The organism is Syntrophobacterales bacterium, assembly GCA_031274925.1.
In the GTDB taxonomy this organism is placed as follows: domain Bacteria; phylum Desulfobacterota; class Syntrophorhabdia; order Syntrophorhabdales; family Syntrophorhabdaceae; genus PNOM01.
On sequence record JAISPL010000012.1, the window covers coordinates 11,835 to 29,490 of the forward strand.

At 47.4% G+C, this 17,656-nt stretch carries 16 protein-coding genes and 3 pseudogenes; 12 read left to right on the forward strand and 7 right to left on the reverse strand.

Going from position 1 to position 17,656, the window contains the following annotated elements; translation table 11 throughout:
* The first annotated feature begins 324 nt into the window (after positions 1 to 324).
* The 8 genes from thrC (at position 325) to lon (ending at position 9,681) form a co-directional block, all read left to right on the forward strand.
* Positions 325 to 1,791 (forward strand): threonine synthase, encoded by a 1,467-nt coding sequence (gene thrC, locus LBQ00_02175; protein ID MDR2017677.1) that lies wholly within the window; start codon positions 325 to 327, stop codon positions 1,789 to 1,791.
* 145 nt (positions 1,792 to 1,936) lie between these two features.
* Positions 1,937 to 2,116: a hypothetical protein gene (locus tag LBQ00_02180; protein MDR2017678.1), complete on the forward strand. Its 180-nt coding sequence runs from the start codon at positions 1,937 to 1,939 to the stop codon at positions 2,114 to 2,116.
* 163 nt (positions 2,117 to 2,279) lie between these two features.
* Positions 2,280 to 2,705: a transcriptional repressor gene (locus LBQ00_02185; GenBank protein MDR2017679.1), complete on the forward strand. Its 426-nt coding sequence runs from the start codon at positions 2,280 to 2,282 to the stop codon at positions 2,703 to 2,705.
* Positions 2,702 to 3,673: a metal ABC transporter substrate-binding protein gene (locus LBQ00_02190; GenBank protein ID MDR2017680.1), complete on the forward strand. Its 972-nt coding sequence runs from the start codon at positions 2,702 to 2,704 to the stop codon at positions 3,671 to 3,673. The genes LBQ00_02185 and LBQ00_02190 overlap by 4 nt, the downstream gene beginning before the upstream one ends.
* Positions 3,664 to 4,443, forward strand: coding sequence for an ABC transporter ATP-binding protein (locus LBQ00_02195; protein ID MDR2017681.1), 780 nt, complete (start codon positions 3,664 to 3,666; stop codon positions 4,441 to 4,443). Before LBQ00_02190 ends, LBQ00_02195 begins: the two co-directional genes overlap by 10 nt.
* A 5-nt stretch (positions 4,444 to 4,448) precedes the next feature.
* A complete protein-coding gene (locus LBQ00_02200; GenBank protein ID MDR2017682.1) occupies positions 4,449 to 5,372 on the forward strand; it encodes a metal ABC transporter permease in 924 nt (307 codons plus the stop codon).
* Positions 5,347 to 7,254, forward strand: coding sequence for a molecular chaperone DnaK (dnaK, locus tag LBQ00_02205; GenBank protein MDR2017683.1), 1,908 nt, complete (start codon positions 5,347 to 5,349; stop codon positions 7,252 to 7,254). Before LBQ00_02200 ends, dnaK begins: the two co-directional genes overlap by 26 nt.
* Positions 7,255 to 7,263: 9 nt before the next feature.
* On the forward strand, positions 7,264 to 9,681 hold the full coding sequence (gene lon, locus LBQ00_02210) for an endopeptidase La (GenBank protein MDR2017684.1): 2,418 nt from the start codon (positions 7,264 to 7,266) through the stop codon (positions 9,679 to 9,681).
* A gap of 51 nt (positions 9,682 to 9,732) precedes the next feature.
* Here the strand turns inward: lon and LBQ00_02215 are convergent, their stop codons facing one another.
* Positions 9,733 to 10,011, reverse strand: a complete 279-nt coding sequence (locus LBQ00_02215) for a hypothetical protein (GenBank protein MDR2017685.1) — start codon at positions 10,009 to 10,011, stop codon at positions 9,733 to 9,735.
* 53 nt (positions 10,012 to 10,064) lie between these two features.
* Entirely contained in the window at positions 10,065 to 10,406 is a 342-nt protein-coding gene (locus LBQ00_02220) for a hypothetical protein (GenBank protein ID MDR2017686.1), read from the reverse strand.
* A gap of 1,164 nt (positions 10,407 to 11,570) precedes the next feature.
* On the opposite strand from LBQ00_02220, the gene LBQ00_02225 reads away from it, so the two are divergent.
* A complete protein-coding gene (locus LBQ00_02225; GenBank protein ID MDR2017687.1) occupies positions 11,571 to 12,203 on the forward strand; it encodes a DsbA family protein in 633 nt (210 codons plus the stop codon).
* A 58-nt stretch (positions 12,204 to 12,261) separates the two neighbouring features.
* Positions 12,262 to 13,170, forward strand: a complete 909-nt coding sequence (locus LBQ00_02230) for a hypothetical protein (GenBank protein MDR2017688.1) — start codon at positions 12,262 to 12,264, stop codon at positions 13,168 to 13,170.
* A 156-nt stretch (positions 13,171 to 13,326) separates the two neighbouring features.
* Here LBQ00_02230 and LBQ00_02235 read toward each other — a convergent pair whose 3' ends face one another.
* The 5 genes and pseudogenes from LBQ00_02235 to LBQ00_02255 form a co-directional block, all read right to left on the reverse strand.
* Positions 13,327 to 13,509 carry a transposase gene (locus LBQ00_02235; GenBank protein ID MDR2017689.1) on the reverse strand — a complete coding sequence of 61 codons (183 nt, stop codon included), beginning with the start codon at positions 13,507 to 13,509 and terminating at the stop codon, positions 13,327 to 13,329.
* Positions 13,490 to 13,930 carry a hypothetical protein gene (locus LBQ00_02240; protein MDR2017690.1) on the reverse strand — a complete coding sequence of 147 codons (441 nt, stop codon included), beginning with the start codon at positions 13,928 to 13,930 and terminating at the stop codon, positions 13,490 to 13,492. Before LBQ00_02240 ends, LBQ00_02235 begins: the two co-directional genes overlap by 20 nt.
* A gap of 18 nt (positions 13,931 to 13,948) precedes the next feature.
* The gene (locus LBQ00_02245) at positions 13,949 to 14,191 is read right to left on the reverse strand and encodes a hypothetical protein (protein ID MDR2017691.1); all 243 of its coding nucleotides are present in this window, start codon (positions 14,189 to 14,191) and stop codon (positions 13,949 to 13,951) included.
* Positions 14,188 to 14,349: an NUDIX domain-containing protein gene (locus LBQ00_02250; protein ID MDR2017692.1), complete on the reverse strand. Its 162-nt coding sequence runs from the start codon at positions 14,347 to 14,349 to the stop codon at positions 14,188 to 14,190. Before LBQ00_02250 ends, LBQ00_02245 begins: the two co-directional genes overlap by 4 nt.
* Before the next feature lie 1,587 nt (positions 14,350 to 15,936).
* Positions 15,937 to 16,883 (reverse strand): annotated as a pseudogene (locus tag LBQ00_02255) (transposase).
* 130 nt (positions 16,884 to 17,013) lie between these two features.
* On the opposite strand from LBQ00_02255, the pseudogene LBQ00_02260 reads away from it, so the two are divergent.
* Positions 17,014 to 17,151: pseudogene (locus LBQ00_02260) on the forward strand (IS481 family transposase).
* A 136-nt stretch (positions 17,152 to 17,287) separates the two neighbouring features.
* Positions 17,288 to 17,656: pseudogene (locus LBQ00_02265) on the forward strand (integrase core domain-containing protein).

Sequence of the window (17,656 nt, forward strand, 5' to 3'; positions counted from 1 at the left end):
TCATCCTTTAAAAGGCTGTCTGCTTCTGGTTCTTGGAAGGACGAGAGAGGGTATTCTACTCAAAACATCAAAACAATGTTTGCAAAAAGATGCCGCAAGGCCTCAGGGTGGGAGGTATGGGGAGGTTCTATTGACATCCGCTTTTTGAAACTGGATGATGCCGGCGTAAATGACCAACCCACCGAGACCTATCCACTGCCTCACGCCAATCCACTCCAACATCAAAGTAGCACCACAACTCCTCTATCCAGTTGAAAAAACACCTCACATTCTGTATATTTAACTCGTGACCCAGCATGGGCTCACAATCCAAGGAGACAAACTGTGAAACCTATCACTTATTACAATATAAACAATAAAGACGAACGGGTTGATTTCCGCACCGCACTTTTAAACGGCATGGGTTCCAAATATGGACTCTACATGGTAGCCCGGCATGACATCCCAATACTTGAGCCAGACCTTATCAACTCCCTGAGAACTATGTCCTACGCCGAGATCGCCTATCAAATACTTAATCCCTTTCTTGGCTCCGAGTTCAGCCCACCAGGCGAGCTTAAAAAGCTCCTCCTTGATGTATACTCCGAGGACAAAATCCTCACCACGGTGCAGCATGTAGCCGGGAGAACCCACATTATGTGGCTTACCCATGGCCCCACTTACTCTTTCAAAGATTATGCAGCCCGTTTCTTCGGCAAAGCGCTCAATTTCTTCCTCGGACAAAAGAACCTGCGAAAGGTAGTTGTCGTGGCTACCAGCGGTGACACGGGCGGAGCCGTGGCAGACGCGCTTTACGATCTAGAAAACGTGGATAATATCGTATTCTTCCCCAAAGACTCAATTAGCGAAGGGCAAAGGCGTCAGATGACCACTCTTGGGAGTAATATTTACACCTTCGAAGTGAACGGAGACTTTGATGTCTGCCAAGCAATGGCCAAAAACTTGCTCGAAGACAAGGCCTTCGCGAAAGAGGTCTTTGGCGACAGCGACAGGTTCACCTCCGCCAACTCCATTAGCCTGGGGAGGCTCCTCCCTCAAGCGGTTTATCCTTTTTTTGCCTATTCACGGATCGCAGGGGCGGGAGAGCAGGTAATAGCCAGCATCCCGTCGGGTAATTTCGGGGACATGATGGGCACTGTGATCGCAAAGCAGATGGGCCTTCCCATCTCAAAGATCATTTGCGGAGTCAATGAGAATATCGAGTTCCCCGAGTTTCTTGAATCAGGCAAATACAAGGTGAGACCCGCCGTTAAATGTCCCTCCTCCGCCATGATCGTCTCCCACCCCAGCAACCTCGCCCGATTGATAGACTTTTACGGCGGCCACATGTACGATGATATAGATCCCTCCACCAAAAAGGTATTGACACCCGGCATAATTGACATAATGCCCGACATGGCTGCTATGCAAAGAGACCTGTTCTCCGTGGGGGTCAAAAACCATGAGCATTACGACACCATGAAAGAGGTATATGGCAGATACGGGATCGTCTTGGACCCCCATGGAGCAGTGGGATGGCGAGCCCTTGATCTCTATCTCAGGGGGAATCACACGCTCCCTGCCGTGGTATACGAGACCGCCGATCCCGGCAAGTTTCCGGAGGATGTAAGAAATGCAATCGGCGTTGACCCCGAGCCTCCGGCTGGCATGAAAGAGCAGGCTTCAAAGAAGGAACGGATTTACCGCATTGAGGCAAAATCTGAGAAAACCTCTTTCGGTTTGAAGCTCTCCCACGACCAAGCCGAGGAAGCGCGAAATAAGATTGCACAGATATTTCGCAAAAAAAATTGATGAGCAAAGCGGTTTTTTTCAAACCGTCTCCTGACATGTTGTTCCGCAGGATCGGATACCTCCTTTTTCTTGTCTCGCCCCTCTTAATTGCCACTACCTGCAATTTCAGCACCCCAAGGGCCTGGACGCGGAAAAACTGTACACTATGCTCGCCTCGGGCAAGCCTGTTCTCGTAGTCGATACGAGAACCGAGCTGAATACCGCCGGGACGAACACATACCAGGGGCACAATCCTCATGCCGCAGGAAAAGGTCAGGATTGCCATCGGCCTATCCCTGAGAGGAAAAATATGGCTATCGTCTTCTATTGCCGCGGTAGCGGCTAAAAGCAGGGTATATGAATATTTTGACCCTCATAGACGGACTTTCTGAATGGCACGACAAAGGCTGCCCCGTAAATAAAATGAAGTCGCTCTTATTCCCTTGACACAAAAAGTGTAAATCCCTATACTATCTAAGTAGAAATTATTCTCATTTATAGGAAAAGTTTTGACCACCGATTTTCAGACTTCCATTAGGAAGCTTCATCTTAAGGCAACACCCAAAAGGCTCGCCATTCTTGAAATCCTCGCGAGTGAACCCGTGTACGCAAGTCCGGAGAAAGTGTGGCAGAAGATGAAGGGTCGGTTCGGTAAGATCGGACTCTCCACCGTGTACCGCAACCTTGAAGATTTGGCTGAAGGCGGTCTGATCATTAAAATCCTCCATCCTGATCGTAAGCTCTATTACTATTTTTGCCACAACGCCGAAACGAGCCACCATCATCACTTCGTCTGCATTTCATGCCGGAGGGTCCTCGACATCAGCTTTTGCGGGTTGGAAGAGATACGAAAAGAAGTAGAAGGTGGCCTGAAAGGTACGGTTGTCGCCCACTTGCTGCAGGTTTTCGGCTTCTGTGAGAAATGCGATAAATGAAGGCGAGATATCCATTAACCATTATTTCGATCTGCCTGGCCATCTTCATCTGCGTCACCTCATGCCGGGAAAGAGTTCATCCGCCGGTTGATAAAGGGAAGCTCAAGATCATTACCACACTTTTCCCGCTCTACGATTTTGCCCGGAATGTGGGCGGGGAGCAGGCGCATGTCACACTCATTTTGCCTCCAGGACTCGAGCCTCACAGTTTTGAACCAAAACCGGGAGACGTAATCAGAATAAATGATGCAGACATCTTCGTTTATACAGACAAAAAAATGGAACCGTGGGTGGAAAATATCCTGAAAAGCATAGACAACAAGAAACTCCTGGTAATAAACGCGAGCAAGGGTATTACCCTTCTTTCAGACGTAAGCCCCCTCCACGGATGCGAAAAAACCCGACAGGGAGAACCGATTGAACATCACCCGGAAGACAAACTTGATCCTCACATCTGGCTTGATCTCACGAATGTCCAGAATATGGTGGACAATATACGAGACGGCTTCATATCAAAGGATCCGTCAGGGAAAAACTTTTATATGAAAAACACCGCACAATACGGCGCCAGATTGAGCGCCCTTGACCGGGAATTCAAGACCAGTCTCTCAAACTGCCGGCACCGTCTCTTTGTCCACGGTGGCCATTTCGCCTTCAATTATCTAGCCAAACACTACAATCTTGCGTATGTGTCGGCGTATCAAGGGTCTCCCGATGCCGAGCCTTCTCCGAGAAAGATAATGGAATTGAAAAAACTGGTGAAAGATAATGAAGTCAAGTACATCTATTATGAAGAATTGATCACACCCAGGGTTGCCGAGATGTTAGCGCGGGAGACGGGAGCGGATCTCCTTTTCCTTCACGGCGCCCACAATATAAGCAAAGATGATCTGGAGAAAGGGACCACCTTTATATCCATCATGGAACAAAACCTGACGAACCTCATGAAGGGGCTCGAATGCCGCTAAGCATCGTCTCTGCGGAGCACCTCTATTTCTGCTATAATTCGACGGAGGTCCTTACGGACGCCACGTTCATGCTGGAAAAAGGGGACTATCTCGGGCTCGTTGGACCCAACGGTTCCGGCAAGACCACACTGATAAAGCTGCTCCTAGGACTCTTCAAGCCTTACGGGGGGGTCATCCGTCTTTTCGGGCAAAACCCTGCGAAATTCCGCGAATGGCACAAGATCGGATATCTTCCCCAGAGGATGACCTCTTTCAGCCCCCTTTTTCCCGCAACGGTAAGAGAAGTCGTCTCTCTGGGACTCCTTTCTAAGAAAACATTCCCCAAACAGATGTCCCGCCAGGACAGGACATCTGTTGACAGTGTTCTTGACCTCATGGACATCAGCAGTATCGGCAACGAGCTAATAGGAGAGTTATCGGGAGGCCAACAGCAAAGAGTCTTCCTGGCCAAAGCCCTTGTCGGTGAGCCAGAGCTTCTGATACTGGATGAGCCAACTACCGCCCTCGACCCGGAAACGAGAGAAAAGTTTTTCGGAACCTTGAAGGATCTCAACCAGAACAAACTGGTCACAATCATCATAATTACCCATGATACTGGCACCATAGGCGAGCATGCTTCAAAATTGCTCTATCTCGATAAGCGGGTAGTCTTCTGCGGGACCTTTGAGGCGTTCTGCATGTCGAGCGGCATGACAGCTTATTTCGGAGAGTTCTCACAGCACCTCATCTGCCACAGGCACGAGCAAACACCAAGGGCTTGCGAGAGATGAACGGTATGGAATTGCTTGACTTTTTCAGCCACGGCTTCATTCAGAGGGCGCTCATCGCCGGTTCGTTCATTGCCGTACTCTGCTCCACTTTGGGGGTTTTTCTGGTACTAAGACGCCTGCCCCTCATTGGGGATGGTCTCGCTCACGTCACCTTCGGAAGCGTGGCGGTCGGCCTTCTGCTTAGAGTATACCCCATGTATGTGGCAGCGCCCCTGGTAATGCTCAGTTCCCTGGGGATCATGAAACTCACCGAGAGAACCAAGATATACGGAGACACGGCTATTGCCATCGTATCCTCTATCGGCATCTCGGGAGGAATACTCCTTGCCAGTGCGGCCGGGGGGTTCAATATTGATCTTTTCAGCTACCTCTTCGGAAATATTCTCGCCATAGGGAGTGCGGAGGTAGTCTCATCTATCGTGCTATCAGTAATCCTCATCATGACAATCGCGGCGTTCTATCACGATATGTTATCTGTCACCTTGGACGAGGAATCGGCGAGGGCGGCCGGCATAAAGGTCGGGGCGATGAACATGATTCTCGTGCTCACCACCGCCCTCACAGTAGTGCTTGCCATGCGGGTTGTGGGAATAATGCTGATCTCCGCCTTACTGGTACTTCCCGCAGTGACCGCGCTCCAGATGGGGAAAGGGTTCAAGGCAACCATCGTAATAGCAGGAGCCGTGGGGGTATTTTCCGTGGTTTTTGGCACAGTCATCTCTTTTCTCGCCGACATTCCAACAGGAGCCACCATAGTTCTTCTCAGTTTTACCATGTTCCTCGGTGTCTTTCTTTGGAACAACGTAACATTTTCCAAATATTATAAGCGGTTAATGTTGACAATGGCGCCTACCGACATTATATTTAGTTCAAAAATTAATTCTCCAGAAGAGGGGGCTTCATATGGCAAAAAAAGTAATAGGGATTGATCTCGGGACAACAAACTCCGTCGTTGCGATAATGGAAGGTGGAGATCCGAAAGTAATTATCAATGAGGAGGGCAGCAGACTTACGCCAAGCGTTGTAGCCTTCACGAAAGACGGACAGATACTCGTCGGCCAGACTGCAAGGAGACAGGCTATCACCAACCCGGAAAACACCATATTCTCGATCAAGAGATTTATGGGTAGAAGGTATAGCGAAATACAGGAAGAAATTAAGACACTGCCTTACAGGGTCGTGGCCGACCAGGAGGGCAACGCTCGGGTCGACGTAAGGGGTAAGCAATACACACCCCAGGAGATTTCGGCCTTCATCCTTCAGAAACTGAGGAAGTCGGCTGAAGCATATCTCGGCCAGACGATAGAAGACGCTGTCGTCACCGTCCCGGCGTACTTCAACGACTCTCAGCGTCAGGCGACAAAAGATGCGGGAAGAATAGCGGCGCTGAACGTGCTCCGGATCATCAACGAACCGACCGCATCAGCTCTCGCGTATGGCTTGGACAAGAAAAAGAATGAAACGATCGCAGTGTATGACTTTGGCGGGGGCACCTTCGACATCTCCATATTGGAAGTGGGGGACAACGTGGTGGAAGTAAAATCAACCAACGGTGATACACACCTAGGCGGGGACGACATAGACCAGAAGATCATAGACTGGATAGTAGCCGAGTTCATGAAGGATCAAGGTATTGACCTGTCAAAAGACAAAATGGCTCTCCAGAGGCTTAAAGAGGCAGCGGAAAGGGCGAAAATTGAATTGTCGGCCACTGTAGAGACTGAGATAAACCTCCCATTTATTACCGCCGACCAGACCGGTCCCAAACACCTAACCCTGAGAATGAGGAGAGCAGAGCTGGAGCAATTGGCCGATGATATTATCCAGAGATCCATGGGGCCCTGCAAGAGAGCCCTTGACGATGCAAAACTGACTGCCGAGCAGATCGACGAGGTCGTGCTCGTGGGCGGGTCAACAAGAATTCCCAAGGTCCAGGATCTGGTAAAGAACTTTTTTAACAAGGAACCTCATAGAGGTGTCAACCCAGACGAGGTGGTGGCCTTAGGCGCCGCAGTCCAGGCCGGAGTCCTTGCTGGAGAGGTTAAGGATGTACTCCTCCTCGACGTGACCCCACTCTCCCTGGGTATCGAAACCTTGGGCGGCGTCATGACGAGGATTATAGAACGGAATACGACCATACCGACAAAGAAGAGTCAGATCTTTACCACTGCTGAGGATAGCCAGACCAACGTGGAAATCCATGTCCTGCAGGGTGAAAGAGAGTTTGCAAGAGACAACAGGACTCTTGGGAGGTTCCACCTCATAGGTCTTCCTCCGGCGCCAAGAGGGATCCCCCAGATAGAGGTTACATTCGACATAGACGCCAATGGAATACTCCATGTGGCAGCAAAAGACATCGCGACTGGCAAGGAACAAAACATTACCATAACAGCGTCAACAGGACTAAACGAGGAAGAGATAAAAAGGATGGTACATGACTCCGAGATACATTCGGAAGAAGACAAGAAGAGGAAATCAGACATTGAGGCCCGGAATCAGCTCGATAACTTGATATACACCACAGAAAAGACATTGAACGAAAATAAAGACAAGCTTACGGCCGATGACATCAGGTCAGTGGAGGATGCACTCACGGCAGCAAAAGAGGCTATAAAGAGCGAGGACAGTGACCGGATCAAGAGGGCCGCCGACGACCTCACGAAAGCTTCTCATAAACTCGCAGAAACGCTCTATAAGAAGAGCTCCACCACCACAGAACAGGGAACCCAGGGGACAGGGAGTGAGCCTCAGGGTGGACCAAGAAGAGATGAGGACGTGGTTGACGCTGAGTTTGAGGATGTAAAAAAATAGGGGGGTTGAATGGTAATTGGGTTTAAGAACGACAAGGCCGCGAAAGACAGGTTATTCATACCGGCAGAGGTTCCCATACTACCTCTGCGCGGGACTGTCGCATATCCTGATCTCGTGATGCCTCTTATAGTCGGCAGGGAAAAGTCCATACGTCTCGTGGACGAGGCGATGAACAAAGACAAGATGATAGGGATCATAACCCAGAAGAACCCCGACATAGAGGATCCTGGGATAGATGATCTTTATACTATCGGAACCATTGCAACGATCATGAAGATGGTAAAGATGGTAGATGGAAGCCAGAGGGTAGTGGTGCAGGGACTCTGCCGTTTCAAGCTTGTCGAGTTCGTCCAGAAAGAACCTCACCTCACCGCGAGGCTCCTGCCCATATTCGAGGAATACCAGAAAGACATTGAGGCTGATGCCATGTATATCAACCTCAAAAACCTTTACAAAAAAGCGATTGAGATGGCGCCATACCTCTCGTCAGAATTGACTCAGATCGCCACAAAGATAGAGAACCCTGGCAATCTGGCGGATCTCATTGCATCGACTATTAACATAGGCGTAACAGAAAAACAGGAAATCCTAGAAAAACTAGGTTTAAAGGAAAGACTCAAGAAGGTAACCATACTCCTAAACCGGGAAGTCGAGACCTTGGAACTCTCCAGTCGCATTCAGTCTCATGTGAAGGAAGGCATAGACAAGACCCAGAGGGAATACTATTTAAGGGAACAGCTCAAGGCCATCCAGAAAGAGCTTGGGGAAACCGATGACAGACTGCAGGAGATAAGCGAGATCGGGAAGAAGATAGAAGAAGCAAATATGTCACCTGAGGTAAAAAAGGTGGCGGAAAAAGAGCTGGACAGGCTTTCAAAAATGAGTACCATGTCTGCGGAATACACCGTGTCGAGAACATACCTCGACTGGCTGACCGAATTACCGTGGTCTTTTTCCACCGAAGACAATCTCGACATAAAGGATGCGAGCAGGATTCTCGACGAGGACCACTATGACCTTACCAAGGCAAAAAAGAGGATTCTAGAGTATCTTGCGGTCCGAAAACTGAAGGCTGATATGAAAGGCCCCATCCTTTGCTTCGCCGGACCTCCGGGTGTAGGCAAGACCTCCCTCGGCAAGTCAATCGCCAGGGCCCTCGGAAGGAAATTCATGAGGATATCTCTCGGGGGCATACGGGATGAAGCAGAGATAAGAGGGCATCGGAGGACTTACGTGGGTGCACTTCCCGGACGAATAGTCCAAGGTATCAAGAAGGCGGGCTCAAACAACCCCATCTTCATGCTCGACGAAGTGGATAAAATAGGTATGGATTTCCGGGGAGACCCGTCCAGCGCACTTCTTGAGGTTCTGGACCCAGAGCAAAATTTCTCCTTCAGTGATCATTATCTTGAAGTCCCATTCGATCTTTCGAAGGTAATGTTCATCGCCACGGCAAACATGCTTGACCCTATACCTCCGGCCCTCAGAGACCGAATGGAAGTGCTTGATCTGCCCGGTTATACCGAGGAAGAAAAACTCATGATCGCGAAGCAATTCCTCATTCCGAAGGAACGGGAGGAGCACGGCCTTAGCGAAGACCTCATTGAATTCGACGATGAGGGGGTCAAGGTGATTATCCGTTCCCACACGAAAGAATCAGGCGTCAGGAACCTGGAGAGGGAAATAGCCGCCGTGTGCCGGACTGTGGCCAAAGACGTAGCCGAAGGAGAAACAAAAAAGAAGGTAATAACCGCTGAAAACATCCACGGCTATCTCGGACCCATAAAGTACTTTTCCGATGTCGCTGAAAGGACAAAGTACTCGGGGGTCGCCACAGGGCTCGCGTGGACACCCACTGGCGGCGACATTCTCTTTATAGAGTCGACTAAGATGAGAGGTAAGGGTGTTCTCACCATTACCGGCCAGCTCGGAGACGTAATGAAGGAATCGGCTCAGGCCGCTCTCAGCTATATTCGGAGCAAGGCGACAGACTTTGGTATCGACGAGGAGATTTTCGAAAAAAACGATATCCACATCCACGTACCAGCAGGCGCAATTCCGAAAGACGGACCGTCAGCGGGCATTACCATGCTCGTCTCCCTTGTCTCGCTTCTCACTGACAGGCACGCGAGAAACGATGTGGCGATGACGGGCGAGATAACATTACGAGGCCTCGTTCTGCAGGTAGGAGGCATCAAGGAGAAGGTGCTCGCAGCCAAGCGGGCTGGCATAAACATCGTCGCGCTACCAACAATGAATGAAAAGGACCTCGAGGAAGTCCCGGAAAGCATAAAAAAGAACATGCAGTTCAAATTCATAGAAAAGATGGAAGAGGCGGTGGCATTCTGCCTCGCCGAAATAAAAAAAGATAAAGAACCGGCCGCAGCCAAGGCCACAAGAAATGAGCATCGGAAGTCTCAGAAATAAAAAGACAGGCTTTTAGTCTGCTTTTTTTGCGTCATCGATAATAAAAATTGCCTATGGGGCCAATTGTACTTGGTCTCCGAAGTTTTTGGCTAGATTCTCTGCAAGGGTCTGAGCTGAATTTTCGTCCTTGAACTCCACCATCAATTCACCGCCATCACCCACCACAAGCCTACCGTGTCTGTTTACTATCTCCGCCACATCGCTGGGATCTACCGTCCACCAACCCTTGGTCCTCCGTAGCAGTTCCTCACCTTTTAGCCGCTGAGGCGTCACGAGGTCTATAGTACGAAACCAAGCAGTCCAACCCACCTGGGCCGGGGCCTTCGCCACCGGGCTCACGGGATCATGGTAAATGCGACATCGACCAAAAAGACGGCGACGAATCATTTGAACACCTCTTTTATGAATAGGACAATCTTCTCGTGAGCGGGTAACATCTCCTCTGCCACGGGAATACGGTTCGCTGCAAGTGCGCGGGCAAAACAGTAGATATAGAGAACGGCAGCATCTTCCTCACCGATGACAATACCGCTCCTTCCCGCCATTCTGCCACCACGCTCGAAAAGGTGTAGCGCCGCCTCCCGAATCCGACGGAGCCGATAGTCATCAGACGCAACATTCAGACAGCGAAGCAGGTCGGCCTGTGCTTTTTCCATCAGGGCAAAGGAGCAGCGTAAATACCTTACCTGAGGGTCCGCGCCCCACTCGTCTCTTTCTGTCATCATTTCTCCTTGAAGTGAATTAATGGTATCAAGTCAGGAAATGTCTGTCAACTCCATATTGTCCATTGCGATCCCTGCGGGTTCCCGGTTCTGCTTCCAAGCCTTCACGTACCCGTGATAAAAGCAGCCTTCATTTGTGAAACAAATAAGCCTGGAAAACAAGAAAAATATTCGGAAAAGTACTACAAATTGAAGACGATCAGTTTATTTCTTTTTGTGCGGCAAAAAGACTCAGAAAGACGGGCTTTGCAGTGGATAACGGTGCCAATGGAGAGGATGGGCTCTCCACCTGGCCCTTCTGCCGTCACCGTAGACTTGATGTCACCGAAACTTGAAAGGCTTTCCCTCATTGTCAAGTTGAAAAAAAGACAAAGCTCAAAATCCTAACAATAATCCCCAGCGCGAGATACCCGATGGACGACCACATATAAGGCCCGCACACAGGAAGCACCATTACTACCCAAGCCCTTTGCCTTCTCCGAGTTTCTTGTGCGTGCATGTGATGGTCCTGAGGACCGGTCCCCGGACACCACCGATCTACCACACTCAATGTAGCCAACCTCGACATAGATCTTCCGCTGCGGCTGACGACGACCCGTTCCGTATACAAACTTACGATTTTGTCTGTATTCTTCAGCGCATAAAGACCACCGGATATCGGCCTTTAGATAAGTTTCGATGAAAATAAGCCTTCTATTTTTCAATATGCGTTGAATACACTTTTTGGGCAATTGAGTTCTGACGAAACCCTATGTCCGCGATAATAAAAGGCAATATGAAAGGGGAATTATCTTTAACTAATTTTTCCAGATTCATCGCCATCTTCTCGATCATTTGGAATATCTGTCTAATGATTTTATTAACGTCCGGAGAGAGTGTGGCTGAGTAGGGAGCATGCTGCCGACGCCCAATTAAGTGTTTAAAAAAACTTGACTATTTCGCTTCGCTGTCTTTCATCATCTCCTGGACCTTCTGTTTCACCGAATTGAGATTGAGCTGGTAGGGATGTCTAGATTGCCCGGTGGTGTAGTACCTTGACAGCTATGACAAATATGCGGACTTGGTCCAGAATATCGCAAGTTCTTGTCAAATTCGTTCCTACCATCAGGGCTTCAATTTCTTTATGAAGACCGGAAACATTCTATTTTCTTTACAATGGAGCTCCAGATGGATAAAATATTTCTAATGAATCAGCGCATGCGTTTTGTGACAGTAGTTTCGTCGTTCATTCTCACAGTGAGTCTCGTGTTTTGTTTATCCGCCCAAGAAAAAAATCTACCTCTCCCGAATGCTGATCAGCCGCCTTCTATGGGGACAGGCAATATAAAGGTCCGTCTCTACGCAGACTATTACTGCTCCCCCTGCAGGGCTTTTGAACCCAAAGCCGAGCCTGTCATTGCCGACTTAGTGAAGCGGAACATTGTGACCATCACATTCATCGACACCCCGTTTCACAAATATTCTTCTCTTTATACAAGGTATTTTCTGTATATCTTTCACGAAAAAAAGGATCCTGCCTACCTGTTCAGAGCGAGGAATGTGCTCTTTGAGGCATCTAAAGAAAACGTTAAAAAAAGTATTTACAGTATCACCGATCCGAAAAAACTGGAAGAACACCTCGGGAAGAATGACATACATTTCAAGCCCTACGATGTGACACCCGTTTTCACCGCCCTTGAAGGATACCTTGAGGAGGACAAGATCATGGAAACTCCCTCCTGTGTGATAATAAACGGGGACAAAAAAGAATTTTACAAGGGCGGGGCTAATATCTTGAAGGCCCTCAGCAGTCTCAAATAAGTACCTTAAGTTTTCTCCGGCGCCACGCGCGTGATCGGCCGGTAAGAACCTCTATGTAATGGAATTCAAAGAGATTCTTCTCATTCATCTCGGGGGGCTTGGCGATTTTTGCCTTTCCGAGTCAACGTTCCTTTCCATTACCCGACATTTCCGGGAGTCAGTGGTGGGTCTCGGGACCAGGAGATTCTTCAATCTCTTCAAAAATTACTTCGATCGGATCCACAACATCGAATCAGCCCGTTGGCTATATCTCTTTTCAAACAGGCCAACGGACATCCTCTGGGAAAAGATCATTTTCATCGGCAAAGACCGTGCAGGCACTCTCAGAGAGCGATGGCAGCGCTTCTCTAGGACCGACCTCCTCTTCATCGACATGTATCCCGAGGGTGCCTTTGGCGATCTGGAAGACTGCCTTTGGATGTCTAATTCCAGCTTCCCTCAGAAAGATGATAAAGCTGTGGTTATTCAGCAGTTTGCTGCGGAGCATCAATGGATTGAAGATTACCAATTAGCTCAACTTACTTATTCCGGCATCACAGCTTTGAGAAGGGAAATATTGCCCAAGCCTTCTTCCAGAGTCGTTCTTTACCCCGAAAAAAGGTTAAAGAAAGGGAAATGGCATTATCATAATTTCACCAAGCTTCATCAATCCCTGAAATCTAGAGGCTTAGAGACATACATAATCCAGCCTTTCGACCTCGACCTAGGAATTGTCGAAAGCACAACCATAGAAGAATTGACGGATATGAAGGCTTTCCTGGAACAGGGCGGCGTTTTTATATCGAATGATTCGGGGATGGCCCATCTTGCGGGGATGTGCGGCCTCTTTACTATCACCATATTCACCGATTTCGATCCCCTAGTGTGGCATCCTAGGGGAGTCCATCAAATCCTTAAATGGGGTAAAGACCGGATTGATGTGGAAACGATTGAGAAAATTATTCTAGATCACTTGGCCATGTCATAAACTCAGATTGCGGCGGCGCATTCTGTAATGATTAATGAAATATTTTGTAATAGGCTATGATTATTTCTTTGCAGTTCGCCGCGCAGACGATATTCTTCGCCTCTTCCAGCGAGAAAAATCGGGCGCATTACCCTTCTCTCACTGTTAAGGCATCAACTAACCCCTTTTAACATAAAGCAAGGCATCAACGGTCAATGCCAGTAAAACAAATGTAGCAAACATAACATCTAACTTATCATACCGTGTGAACACTCGCCGGAAGCGTTTAATTCTACGGAATAGACGCTCCACCTGATTGCGCTTCTTGTAGAGTTCTTCATTATATCTCCAAGGTTTTATTCGATTGCTTGTTTGGTGGCACTAAAGGTGAAAAACCAAGTAATACTGCCAAGGAACGTGTTTCATCGCCTTCATATGCACGATCCATCAAAAGAAAAGTTTCTTCTGAAACTGCACCATCCGGTGCATCTCCCGCTTCACCGGATGAAAGTGAAAATACTACGGCGTTCCTATCAGATGCGACAACCATATAAATTTTTGTGTTCCAGCCCCCGCGTGTTTTTCCAATAGGCTGGGGTCCAGTTTTTTTAAAGCACCCATTAATCTCAATAATCCACCGTTCCTGAAGTAATCGAACAAGCTTTCTGCAGAATATTGTTCTTTGCCCATCGAGCAAGCCTAGTATAGATTGTATGCTTCCGTATTCTTTTGGCAGCCCCCTCCTATTTACACCCATTATTGAGAACATAAATACAGGCATTCAATACTTGCAGGTTGCTTATATCTGCAGGTCTCCTGTGCTTTGGAAAACAGCTTGTAAACAGTTTGATATCAGTGCATATTGAGCTTCGTTAATTTCCATATAGATAGTATGGTATATTTCATCTTTATGGTAGCGGGCCTTAAAAAGACCAGGGACTATCTTTCTGTACATGAAAATATCATAGCCGTCATAGGGAAAGTTACCGAAGTACTCATGTTCATGAAGTTTGTACATCAGTTCTTCCCTGATCTCCCTCATGATCGCTTCAGAGGGTTCTCGCCTTCTTCAATCTGCCCTCCGAAGGTCCCCCAGCAATCCGGCGACGGAATTTGAGGTGTGTTGTCTCTAAGTTGGAGCAGTACTTTCCCTTCCTTATTCTCTATAAAGAGTCTGCATTGAGGCCTGCTCTTGCTCATAACGCCCCATTGTAGGCCATCAAGTGGGGAGGAAAAAATGCAAAACATGGAACAAACAGCATAAAGGAAAAACGAAAAAAGCCTGGATTCCATGTCAAACACGGAATGACAGCAAAAAAGCGAAGATCAGTTAAAGTTCCGTAATATTTTTCGTGGGAGGGTGGAGAGATATTTCCCGGCATCCTTATTTAAGAACGTGATAACGCAGGATGCTGTGGTCACTCGCGTGAAGCCAAACCAAACAACATAAATTCCAAAAACCACAAAACCCTCAACAGAAACAGTCGAAGACTCTGTGTGCAATGTAAACTACAATATATAATAAGAAAGCTAATCATGAGTAAGTTCTTTCTTGTCATATCAGCGATCATCGCCTTTATGCGCACCGGTCTCGCACCAGTCGAGACCGGAACTTCAAACGCTTCATCCCAGATGAGACTCATCATAGTGATATCAAAAACCTTCCTATGACCATGAAAAACTCTACGGGTAAGCATATAGATAAAATTCAGGCGAGTCTCAGGGGTAGCGTCGTACTGGAATAGGCGTAAGTTATGCCCCAGAAAACAGAGAACAAGGAATAGTAAAACAGGAAGCATGGCGTACAGTAAAGATTTACGAAAGAAAGTATGAGCATTGGGTTGAAGGACATACGCACCTAACGCAAAACCAGGGAAGCCTTTCATATGAGTCTGGCAGCATTAAACAGATGTAACCAGCTATATACAAAGACAGGGGAAAGCGGAGGATAAAGAAGCCCTTTCGCAGCGGATCCTGAATAAACTGAAAGACTATGTAAGTAAACACCCGGTATACACCTTGTTTATAAAGAGATCGGCGAAGCTTGGACACCGCTGTGTTGAAATCACCCACAAAAAAAGACGAAACGATCCAAAAGTAAAACTTTAAACAAGTAACGGAATACTTGAGAAAAATCACTTAAACTCCCAAGGGATGTCTCGACTATGTTGATGAAACGGGCATTGATATTTACTTGCATCTGGAATACGGCTGGTCGTTGCGAGGCAAACCGCAATTCAAGTGAAAGAAAGCATAAACACGAGACAATGGCCTGGTTTGAATTTCATCTGTTACCACCGACTGCACACGGACATTCATGTATACCACGGCGCTGTCGCCCTCAGTTCTTGCGGCATCCATTGCCTCCATACGACTCATAAAGGATAATCCGTGTCATACGGTTATTGTCGTCATCGCAAAAACAGTCTGTATACTCTTGGATAGCACAGATATGAACTTAATTTTTCTACCGCCATACTCCCAACTCAACCTTATCGAACACTTTATTGAGTTGGCTCAAGCAGCAGTTTAAGGAAATCATTGCCTCATCCTTCCCTAGACAATGTTCTCTGCGCTGGGTTAAAAGGTGGTTTAAATAAGATCTGAAAAGAAGGAGAGGAAATTCTCCAAGATTCTCTTCCTTATACCTGTCAGGGAAGGAGGTCCTTGCGTGGGGGTATAATTGACTTGCTATCGTTGGTGATGGAATATGGATGCTACTACCGAGTTCTATTATTTCTATTCACAAGAGCCAGATGGGATTGATGGCTGAATTGACCTCACCCTTTAGCTAGTGCCAACAGCATTTAGAGTTTTCCGCCTGATTCCAAGAATTCCTATAGGTGACATGCCTCCCAAAGAGCTATGAGACAACAGTATTATAGTCTATTCTCCATTTTTCGATAATCTGTCTGGCGTGATTCAGATTCAAAACCCAATTTGCGTTCAAGCATTCATCGCGCATTCTTCCGTTAGCTTGCCAGGGAAGTTTCACGCCTTTGCGATAAACCCACCCTTGCCGATAAATTCAGGACCATTATCTAACGTAATTATTTCAGGCAAATACTCCCTAGTGATGTATCGACTTCCACTGCAAAGCACTCTTTGGAATAGTCATCCACTATGTTCAAAATTCGGAAGCGTTTTCCGTTTACAATGCTATCTGATACAAAGTCCTACTCCACTTCTGATTTGGCTGCAAAGCAGGTATGATACCGGCAGCGCCTTTGCGCCGGTGTTTCCTGCACAACGCTAAACCTTCGTAGATGCGTTCCGTATGCTTATAGTTGATAACCAACCCTTCCTCTCTTGAGCAGAATATGCATTCTTGGGCTACCAAACTTTTCCGCTGTATTGCCTAGCTCTCTCATCCTCAGACGCAATTCAGAATCATCTTGATATAGGAACCTTCTCACGCTCAGCCCGAGGTTCACAGTAAGATATTTTGCTGCTTCCTTTTTTATCTCGGGCCTTAGAAGTTTTTTGACAATAGCTCTTTTAAAGCTAGGTTATTGAGCGCTTGGCCTGCTACACAAGCTGCTTTAACCGACGGTTTCTCTTCCTCAAGGGATTTTAATCGCTAACGTTCATTCCGGTATACTTGGTTTTCCAGTTGTAGTAGCCTATCCTCACTTATGCCATGTTTACGGCATAGCTCCCCAATTTTCGCTCCAGTTTCACCTTCCCTTAAGAATTTGGATAATTTGTTCCTCAGTGTACCTTTTGGCTTTCATTTGAGCCCTCCACAAAACATGCATAGTCACATACAAATGATAATTCACCGAAACCAATTTTCTACCTGTTAGCCCCCTTGAGCAATGGTGCATGTTAATACTTCACTTAAGAAGGGAACAACTATGGGACATGTACTTCCATGCTCGCGCCAAGACAACTCCGGCAGTACGTAGAGAAATACAAAATAGTCAAGAAAGCCTGATAAGGCTTATAGCACGTTATGGTGTGAACCCAAAAACTATTGAGAAATGGCGAAAAAGAGACTTTGTCTGATGCGCCTATGGGTCCTAAAGTCATCCGTAAGCCAGGTTAAAAAATCCTCTATTGTGACATTCATGGTCTTCACGAACTGCCTGTATTCGCTGTATGCATACGCGGAATTGCATGATGAATCGACAAGAGTTTTCTCAAGCATCTTATCGGAGCAGTGCCATATACGATTCATACGATCTTGGACGGATAACGGCATCCAGTTTACCAACCGTAAACGTAATATTATGGCGTTTATGACGCCATTTGACCGTGTCTGCCATCGCAACGGGATTGAACATCGACTGACCAAAGTAAAACATCCCTGGACTAACAGCCAAGTAGAGCGGATGAACCGGACTATCAAGGAAGCGACTGTTGGGCGTTACCATTATGGCAGCCATAAAGAACACCTCCATGTATTTCTCATGGCGTACAATCTGGCCGTTTGAAAAGCTTATAAGGAAAATCTCCTTATGATTTCATCAGAGATATATGGACGCTTGAGCCTGAAAGATTTAAA

Coding starts and splice junctions, on each gene's coding strand:
- LBQ00_02250 (MDR2017692.1), bottom strand. CDS start 14,349: ATGAGCAAGAGCAGGCCTCAATGCAGACTCTTTATAGAGAATAAGGAA.
- LBQ00_02245 (MDR2017691.1), bottom strand. CDS start 14,191: ATGAGGGAGATCAGGGAAGAACTGATGTACAAACTTCATGAACATGAG.
- LBQ00_02230 (MDR2017688.1), top strand. CDS start 12,262: ATGGAATTCAAAGAGATTCTTCTCATTCATCTCGGGGGGCTTGGCGAT.
- LBQ00_02240 (MDR2017690.1), bottom strand. CDS start 13,930: ATGCCTGTATTTATGTTCTCAATAATGGGTGTAAATAGGAGGGGGCTG.
- dnaK (MDR2017683.1), top strand. CDS start 5,347: ATGGCAAAAAAAGTAATAGGGATTGATCTCGGGACAACAAACTCCGTC.
- LBQ00_02200 (MDR2017682.1), top strand. CDS start 4,449: ATGGAATTGCTTGACTTTTTCAGCCACGGCTTCATTCAGAGGGCGCTC.
- lon (MDR2017684.1), top strand. CDS start 7,264: ATGGTAATTGGGTTTAAGAACGACAAGGCCGCGAAAGACAGGTTATTC.
- LBQ00_02195 (MDR2017681.1), top strand. CDS start 3,664: ATGCCGCTAAGCATCGTCTCTGCGGAGCACCTCTATTTCTGCTATAAT.
- LBQ00_02180 (MDR2017678.1), top strand. CDS start 1,937: ATGCTCGCCTCGGGCAAGCCTGTTCTCGTAGTCGATACGAGAACCGAG.
- LBQ00_02190 (MDR2017680.1), top strand. CDS start 2,702: ATGAAGGCGAGATATCCATTAACCATTATTTCGATCTGCCTGGCCATC.
- LBQ00_02225 (MDR2017687.1), top strand. CDS start 11,571: ATGGATAAAATATTTCTAATGAATCAGCGCATGCGTTTTGTGACAGTA.
- LBQ00_02220 (MDR2017686.1), bottom strand. CDS start 10,406: ATGATGACAGAAAGAGACGAGTGGGGCGCGGACCCTCAGGTAAGGTAT.